The organism is Achromobacter sp. (assembly GCF_036567245.1).
Taxonomy (GTDB): Bacteria; Pseudomonadota; Gammaproteobacteria; order Burkholderiales; family Burkholderiaceae_B; genus Achromobacter.
In genome coordinates this window covers 1-6921 of sequence record NZ_DATCUY010000381.1, presented here as the reverse complement: position 1 = coordinate 6921, position 6921 = coordinate 1, and the positions used below count along the sequence as shown (strand labels likewise).

General features: G+C 67.4%; 7 protein-coding genes. 4 read left to right on the top strand and 3 right to left on the bottom strand.

The genetic code is table 11. The features are described from left to right. The first annotated feature begins 306 nt into the window (after positions 1 to 306). The 4 genes from tauA (at position 307) to VIR09_RS16375 (ending at position 4764) form a co-directional block, all read left to right on the top strand. The gene (gene tauA, locus VIR09_RS16390; protein WP_332013830.1) at positions 307 to 1335 is read left to right on the top strand and encodes a taurine ABC transporter substrate-binding protein; all 1029 of its coding nucleotides are present in this window, start codon (positions 307 to 309) and stop codon (positions 1333 to 1335) included. A gap of 90 nt (positions 1336 to 1425) precedes the next feature. Further along, positions 1426 to 2259 (top strand): taurine ABC transporter ATP-binding protein, encoded by an 834-nt coding sequence (locus tag VIR09_RS16385; protein WP_332013829.1) that lies wholly within the window; start codon positions 1426 to 1428, stop codon positions 2257 to 2259. Continuing rightward, on the top strand, positions 2252 to 3079 hold the full coding sequence (locus tag VIR09_RS16380) for an ABC transporter permease subunit (protein ID WP_207467600.1): 828 nt from the start codon (positions 2252 to 2254) through the stop codon (positions 3077 to 3079). The genes VIR09_RS16385 and VIR09_RS16380 overlap by 8 nt, the downstream gene beginning before the upstream one ends. Positions 3080 to 3186: 107 nt before the next feature. Next, positions 3187 to 4764 carry a PLP-dependent aminotransferase family protein gene (locus VIR09_RS16375; RefSeq protein ID WP_332013828.1) on the top strand — a complete coding sequence of 526 codons (1578 nt, stop codon included), beginning with the start codon at positions 3187 to 3189 and terminating at the stop codon, positions 4762 to 4764. On the opposite strand, the gene VIR09_RS16370 is transcribed toward VIR09_RS16375, so the two are convergent. From VIR09_RS16370 to VIR09_RS16360, 3 genes are all read right to left on the bottom strand, one after another. Continuing rightward, entirely contained in the window at positions 4744 to 6147 is a 1404-nt protein-coding gene (locus tag VIR09_RS16370) for an FAD-dependent oxidoreductase (protein ID WP_332013827.1), read from the bottom strand. The two genes, VIR09_RS16375 and VIR09_RS16370, sit on opposite strands and share 21 nt — an antisense overlap. Positions 6148 to 6193: 46 nt before the next feature. After that, positions 6194 to 6586, bottom strand: a complete 393-nt coding sequence (locus VIR09_RS16365) for a nuclear transport factor 2 family protein (protein WP_332013826.1) — start codon at positions 6584 to 6586, stop codon at positions 6194 to 6196. Between the two features lie 116 nt (positions 6587 to 6702). Further along, a partial coding sequence (locus tag VIR09_RS16360) for a GTP-binding protein (protein WP_332013825.1) occupies positions 6703 to 6921 on the bottom strand: 219 nt, incomplete at its 5' end.

The following is a 6921-nucleotide window of genomic DNA, read 5'->3' as shown; positions in this document are numbered from 1 at the left end:
GTTGCCGGCGGGGCGGGCGGGCCTGGATCTTTTTGGCTCCTACTGATTAGGGCATCTGGACCTAGCGTTCTGGCCCCATCCGGGCAAACTGGCTCCAGTGTCCTGTCCCGCAGATGCGTCCGCATGACGAAGTTCATCCATAGTCGTCAGGGCTAGGCGCAAACCGCAGCGATACCCGTAGGTATCGCGAGGATTTGCAACGACGCACTGGCGGCTATGGGTGGATTTCGTGCGGGCGTATCTGCGGGACAGGACACCAGCATGCCGGTCGCGCCGGAGCGCGGCCGTTCCCTCCCGGAGATCTCCATGAACGCGATATTCCGCCTCATCCGCCGCTGCACCCTGGCCGGCCTGGCCGCCGCGCTGCTGGCCGCTCCCGCCTATGCCCAGACCAAGCTGGTGGTGGGCTACCAGCTGATCGTCGGGCCGTTCCTGTCGGCGATCGCCGACGGCAGTTTCGACAAGGCCCTGAAGGATGCCGGCTACCAGGTGGACTGGCGCCAGTTCACCTCCGGCGGCGACATTTCCACCGCCCTGGCCTCCGGCAACGTGCCGGTCGGCGTGCTGGGTTCCACCGGCATCACCGCCGCCGCCACGCGCGGCGTGGACATGGAGCTGTTCTGGATCCTGGACAACATCGGCAAGTCCGAAGCGCTGGTGGCGCGCAACGGCTCCGGTATCAACAGCACGGCCGACCTGAAAGGCAAACGCGTCGCCACGCCGTTCGTGTCCACCTCCCACTTCCACTTGCTGGTGGGACTGGAGCAGGTCTGGAAGATCAATCCGCGCGACGTGCGCATCCTGAACATGCAGCCGCCGCAGATCGTGGCCGCCTGGCAACGCGGCGACATCGACGCCGCCTACGTCTGGCCGCCCGCCCTGACCGAAATCGCCAAGACCGGCAAGATCATCGCCGACTCGGAACAGATCGGCGCGGCCAGCGTGCCGACCTTCGACGGCATCGTGGTCGACCGCGCCTGGGCCGCCAAGAATCCCAAGTTCATGGCCGCCTTCACCAGCGTGCTGGCCAAGTCCTACGCGGACTATCACGCCAACAGCGCCAAATGGACCGCCGACTCGCCACAGGTCAAGAGCATCGTCAAGCTGATCGGCGGCAAGCCCGAAGACATGGTCGAGGCGCTCAAGCTGCTGGTGTTCCCGACCGTGCAGGAACAGGCTTCCAATGTCTGGCTGGGCGGCGGCAAGGACTCGGGCGCCGCGCGCGCCTTCGCCGCCAGCGCCAAGTTCCTGAAGGACCAGAAGCAGATCGACAAGGCCCTGGCCGACTACAGCCCGCACGTCACCGACAAGTACGCCAAGGCGGCAGAGAAGTAAGCGGCGCGCCCGGCCAGGCGGCCCGTCCGGCGCCGCCTGCCTCGCGCCACGCAGGGCTGCGCGCAGCCCGTCGCACCAAGGGGAGCCGGCATGACCATGCAGTCCACGTCCGCCACGCAGAGCCTGTGCGCGGAGAAAGTCAGCGTCACCTACCCCGGGCTGCACGACAGCGGTCCGGTCATCGCGCTGCAAAACGTCAATCTGACCATCCAGCCGGGCGAGTTCGTGGTGGCCCTGGGCGCTTCGGGTTGCGGCAAGACCACCCTGCTCAGCCTGCTGGCCGGGTTCCTGTCGCCCACCGAGGGCGAAATCACGCTGGGCGGCAGGCCCATCCTGGGGCCAGGCGCCGACCGCGGCGTGGTGTTCCAGAAGCACGCCCTGCTGCCCTGGCTGAACGTGCTGGAGAACACCGAGTTCGGCCTCAAGCTGCAAGGCGTGGACAAGGAAACCCGCCGCGCCCGCGCCCGCCGCAACCTGGAACTGGTGGGCTTGCAGGAGTTCCACCGCCACATGATCTACCAGCTGTCCGGCGGCATGCAGCAGCGCGTGGGCATTGCGCGCGCGCTGACCTGCAACCCCGCCATGCTGCTGATGGACGAGCCCATGGCGGCGCTGGACGCGCTGACCCGGGAAACCATCCAGGAGCTGTTGCTGGATATCTGGCGGCAGACCAACAAGATGTTCTTCTTCATCACGCACAGCGTGGAAGAAGCGCTATTTCTGGGTTCGCGGCTGATCGTCATGTCGCCCCGCCCGGGCCGCATCACGCACACCTTCACGCCGGACTTCAACCGGCGCTACCTGGAGACCCGCGATGGCCGCAGCATCAAATCCAGCCCCGACTTCATCGCCATGCGCGAACAAGTCCTTGGCATCATCTATGGCGACGAGCGAGCCTCCTCCCCCCAAGGCTTCCATGGCTAGCAGCCGCACGGGACACAAGCCCGCCGCGCCTGGCAGGGTCTACGGCGCGCCGGGCGCGGGCTACAGCGGCCACATCAGCCTGATCACCAGCCTGGCGCTCATCGGGCTGTGGTTCCTGGTGACCAGCGCCGGCTGGGTGCGGCCATTGTTCCTGCCCTCGCCCTTGGCGGTGTACGACAAGTTCGTCTCGGCCATGACCGACGGCGTGGCCAACTCCACGCTTACCGAACATGCGCTGGCCAGCCTCTCGCGGGTGTTCGGCGCCTTCTTCCTGGCCTGCGTGACCGCCATCCCCGTCGGCATCCTGATGGGCGTGAACCGCTACGCGCGGGGCATCTTCGATCCGCCCATCGAGTTCTACCGCCCGCTGCCGCCGCTGGCCTATCTGCCGCTCATCATCATCTGGTTCGGCATCGGCGAATTCCCCAAGGTCCTGCTGATCTACCTGGCGATCTTCGCGCCCATGGCGATCGCGGCCCGCGCCGGCGTGCGCTCGGTCTCGATCGAACAGATCCACGCCGCCTACGCCATGGGCGGCACGCCCGCTCAAATCGTCTGGCACGTGATCCTGAAGGCCGCCATGCCGGAAATCTTCACGGGCATGCGCATCGGCATCGGCGTGGGCTGGACCACGCTGGTGGCCGCCGAAATGGTGGCCGCCGACCGCGGGCTGGGTTTCATGGTGCTGAACGCCGCCCAGTTCCTGGCCAGCGACACGGTCATCATGGGCATCATCGTGATCGGCGTGTTTGCCTTCGCCTTCGACCTGCTGGTCCGCTATCTGGAGAAGTTCGCCATCCCTTGGAAGGGACGGGTCTGAACGTCGCCCGGGCAATCCCTCATTTCTTCCCCCATCCGGCTCCTCTATCCTCAAGAACGACGCCTGCGCAGCGGCTACCGGCTGCGCGGCCGATACAAGGAGCCGTCATGTCCAGCCAGGCCTCGATGCTCAAGCCTGTGTTGTGGGAACGCCTGTTCGAACGCGAAAGCGCGCCCAACCTCAGCCTGCAAGGCTGCGTACGCCAGATGCTGGTGTCCGCCATCCTCAGCGGCCACTTGCCGCCCGGCACGCCGGTGCCGTCCAGCCGGCATCTGGCCGACCAGCTGCGCATTGCGCGCAACACCGTCGTGTTCGCCTATCAGCAACTGGTCAGCGAGGGTTATCTGGTGTCGCGCGAACGCAGCGGCCACTTCGTCAGCGACACGGTCATGCGGGGCCACTCCGGGCCCGCCTCCGATGCCCCGCCCGCCGACGGCGGCGAGCCCGACGTGCGCTGGGACGAAAGGCTGCGTTTCCGCCCATCCCGGCAGCGCAACATCACCAAGCCGCGCGACTGGCAGAAGCAGCCTTATCCCTTCGTCTACGCGCAATTCGACCAGGACCTGTTTCCCACCGCCGAATGGCGCGAGTGCTGCATCAAGGCGCTGTCGGTGCTGGACATCCGCAGCTGGGCGCCCGACCTGATCACCCATGACGATCCCGCCCTGATCGAACAGATCCGCACCCAGGTCCTGCCGCGCCGCGGCGTCTGGGCGGACGCCGAGGAAATCGTCATCACCGTGGGCGCGCAGCATGCGCTCTATCTGCTGGCCGACCTGCTGGTCAACGAGGACACCGTGGTCGGCATGGAAGACCCCGGCTACCCCGACGCCCGCAACATCTTCGCCAGCCACACGCGCAACCTGCTGCCCTTGCCGGTGGACGAACAAGGGCTGTGCAGCGGCACCCATCTGCTGGGCTGCGACTACATCTTCGTCACGCCCGGCCACCAATGCCCCACCACGGTCACGCTGTCGCCGGAGCGCCGCCAGAACCTGTTGACGCTGGCGCGCCAGGCCGACAGCCTGATCATCGAAGACGATTTCGAAAGCGAAAGCCGCTGGGGCGAAGGCGCGATTCCCGCGTTGAAGAGCCTGGACCGCGACGGCCGCGTGATCTACGTGGGCAGCCTGGCCAAGTCTTTCGCCCCGGGCTTGCGCATCGGCTACATCGTGGCCCCGCGCGAGCTCACCGCCGAACTGCGCGCCCTGCGCCGCCTGATGCTGCGCCACCCCTCGGCCTACATCCAGCGCGCGTTTTCGCTGTTCATTTCGCTGGGCCACCACCATTCGCTGCTGCGCAGGCAATCCCAGGCCTACCAGGAGCGCGGCACCGAGCTGGCCCGCGCGCTGGCGCGGCACCTGCCTGATTTCAAGTCCATCCCCATCACCGGATCGTCGTTCTGCTGGCTGCAAGGGCCGCCCTGGCTCAACGCCGCCGAGCTGTCCGAGGCGGCGCTGGCCGAAGGCGTGGTGGTCGAGCCGGGCGACGTTTTCTTCATGAACGGCGCCGACGCGCCACGCAACTTCCTGCGCGTCGGCTTCACCTCGATCCGGCCGGAACACATCGAGCCTGGCATCGCCAGGCTGGCCAAGGTGGTCGAGCGCTACCGCCATGCCGCCGCCGGCAATAAAAAGGCCCCTGAGGGCCCGGACCTGCACACGCTAGAGCATTTCGTCTCGTAGGTAGTACCAGCGGTACAGCAAGCCCTGGCCCAGCCTGCGGAACGGCGCGAACATATGACCAGGCAAGGGCGAATCATAGATCGGCAAGTCCCAGGCCACGCCATCCTTGCCCATCATGCGCTGCGCCAGGCGCTTGCCGGCGTGGGCCGAGAACGCCACGCCGTTGCCGCCGTAGCCGAAGGCGTAATAGACCGGCTGCGCCGGATCGGGCTGCGTCACGCGCGGCATCATGTCGTGGCTCACGTCCACCCAGCCCCACCAGGAATAGTCCACGTCCACGCCCGCCAGCGTGGGAAACTTGCGCGCCAGTCCTTCGCGCAGCAGCGCCAGATGGCGCGGATGCTGCGCGTCGGCGCCGCGCAGAGCGCTGCGGCTGCCTATCTGCATGCGGCCGTCGGGCAGCAAGCGGTAATAGAAGCGCAAGGTCCGCGTGTCGGTGATGAACACCGTGCTTTTCAGGCCCGCGGCGTCGCGTTCCGCCGGGGTCAGCACGCGCGTCACCAGCGAGTTCGACAGCACCGGCATGATGCGGTTATCCAGCAGGCGATTGACGCCTTGCGCGGTGTAGCCGCCGGTCGCGAACGCCACCCGCCGGGCGCGGACATAACCGCCCGGCGTCTGCAGCCGCACGCCGCCGTTCTCCGCGCGCCAGCCCAGCACGGGACTTCCCGGATGGATGCGCACGCCCAGCGCCCGCGCCTGCCGCATGTAGCCATAGGCGAGCTTCAAGGGGTGCACGCCCACACCGTCCGGCTCGTGCATGGCACCCACCGCCTCGCGGTCGTACACGTAGCGCTCGCGCAATTCCTCCTTGCTCAGCATCCTGGCGTCGTAGCCGAACACTTCGCGCATCACGCGGGCTTCGTTCTCCAGGAAGGCCATCTTCTTCTGGCGGTGTGCCGTGTAAAGATGGCCGCCCGGCTGCGCGTCGCAATCCACCTGGGCCACCAGGCTCTTCCAGTACTCGAAGCCTTCGCGGATCTCCGCGTCCAGGCGCTTGGCGGTCGCCAGGCCCCAGCGCTCGATCCATTGCGAGCGGTACAGGCGCCCGGATGCGTTCTGCCCCTGGCCGCCGTTGCGGCTGGTGCAGCCCCACACCACCCGGTTGGCTTCCAGCACCACGGCCTTTACGCCAAAATCGCGCGCCAGGGTCAGGGCCGTCGACAAACCGGTGAAGCCCGAGCCCACGATCACCACATCGGCATCGATGTCGCCGTTGACGGGGCCATCGTCCTCGGGCGGCTGGCCGGCGGTCGCGACCCAGTAGGTGGGCGCGTAGTCCTGGCCGCGGCCGGGCGGGGACACCAGCGGATCGTAGGCCGGGTTGTACGCGCTGATCGCCGTCCGGCCAGCAGGGGCCGGACCTACAGGTTGGAAGGACATTTGAGTATCCATGCTGCGTTCCGGTTGCAGGGTGCGGGAGGCGTTCTCAGCCGCGCGCCGGCAAGGCCGGACGCTGCTTGCGGTAGGCGTTCTTCACGCGGATCTTGCCCTCCTGGAAGGTGAACACGTCCACCATGTCCGCCTCCACGCGGGAACCGTCAGCGGCGGTGCCCGTAAAGGTGGACTCGGATACGCCGCGGTCGCCCGCGACCCAATGCGTGCCGTTGCGCCACTGCGCATCGGGAAAATTCGCCCAGGCTGCCGCGAAGGCCGCGCGCACCGCGTCGCGCCCTTCATGGCGCGCGCCCCATCGTTCCGGGCCGGCCACGGTTTCGAACACGCAGTCCTCGCTCATGAAGGACATCAGGGCATCGATATCGTGGCGGTTCCAGGCCGCCGCGAATTCGGCCAGCATGTCGGCGGTGACGGTCTTCTGCATTGCATACCTCCGATAGACGCCAGCGCAATGTGCGCCAGCATTCAGATCAAAGGTAAGTGAGCCCCCAGGCAGGGTCTAGAACCAGAAGCGGGAAATCGCTTGCACCAGACTGGCGCTCAGGCCGCCGCCGGCGCCAGCCAGACATCCATGGCGGCAGGATCGATGGCCCCGCGCAGGCCTATGAGTACCAGCGACGGCGCATCCACACCAGCCGGCGGCCTGGCCTGCGTGTCGTAGCGCACACGCCGCCCGGCCAGCTGGACCAGCACCAGGCCATGCCTGTCGGTGCGCACCCAGCCCTTGGCGCGCAGCAGCGGCCTGGGCGCCTCGCGCAG

Excerpts from the sequence above, each read along its gene's own strand:
- VIR09_RS16380 (WP_207467600.1), top strand. The coding sequence starts at position 2,252 with ATGGCTAGCAGCCGCACGGGACACAAGCCCGCCGCGCCTGGCAGGGTC.
- VIR09_RS16370 (WP_332013827.1), bottom strand. The coding sequence starts at position 6,147 with ATGTCCTTCCAACCTGTAGGTCCGGCCCCTGCTGGCCGGACGGCGATC.
- VIR09_RS16375 (WP_332013828.1), top strand. The coding sequence starts at position 3,187 with ATGTCCAGCCAGGCCTCGATGCTCAAGCCTGTGTTGTGGGAACGCCTG.
- VIR09_RS16365 (WP_332013826.1), bottom strand. The coding sequence starts at position 6,586 with ATGCAGAAGACCGTCACCGCCGACATGCTGGCCGAATTCGCGGCGGCC.
- tauA (WP_332013830.1), top strand. The coding sequence starts at position 307 with ATGAACGCGATATTCCGCCTCATCCGCCGCTGCACCCTGGCCGGCCTG.
- VIR09_RS16385 (WP_332013829.1), top strand. The coding sequence starts at position 1,426 with ATGACCATGCAGTCCACGTCCGCCACGCAGAGCCTGTGCGCGGAGAAA.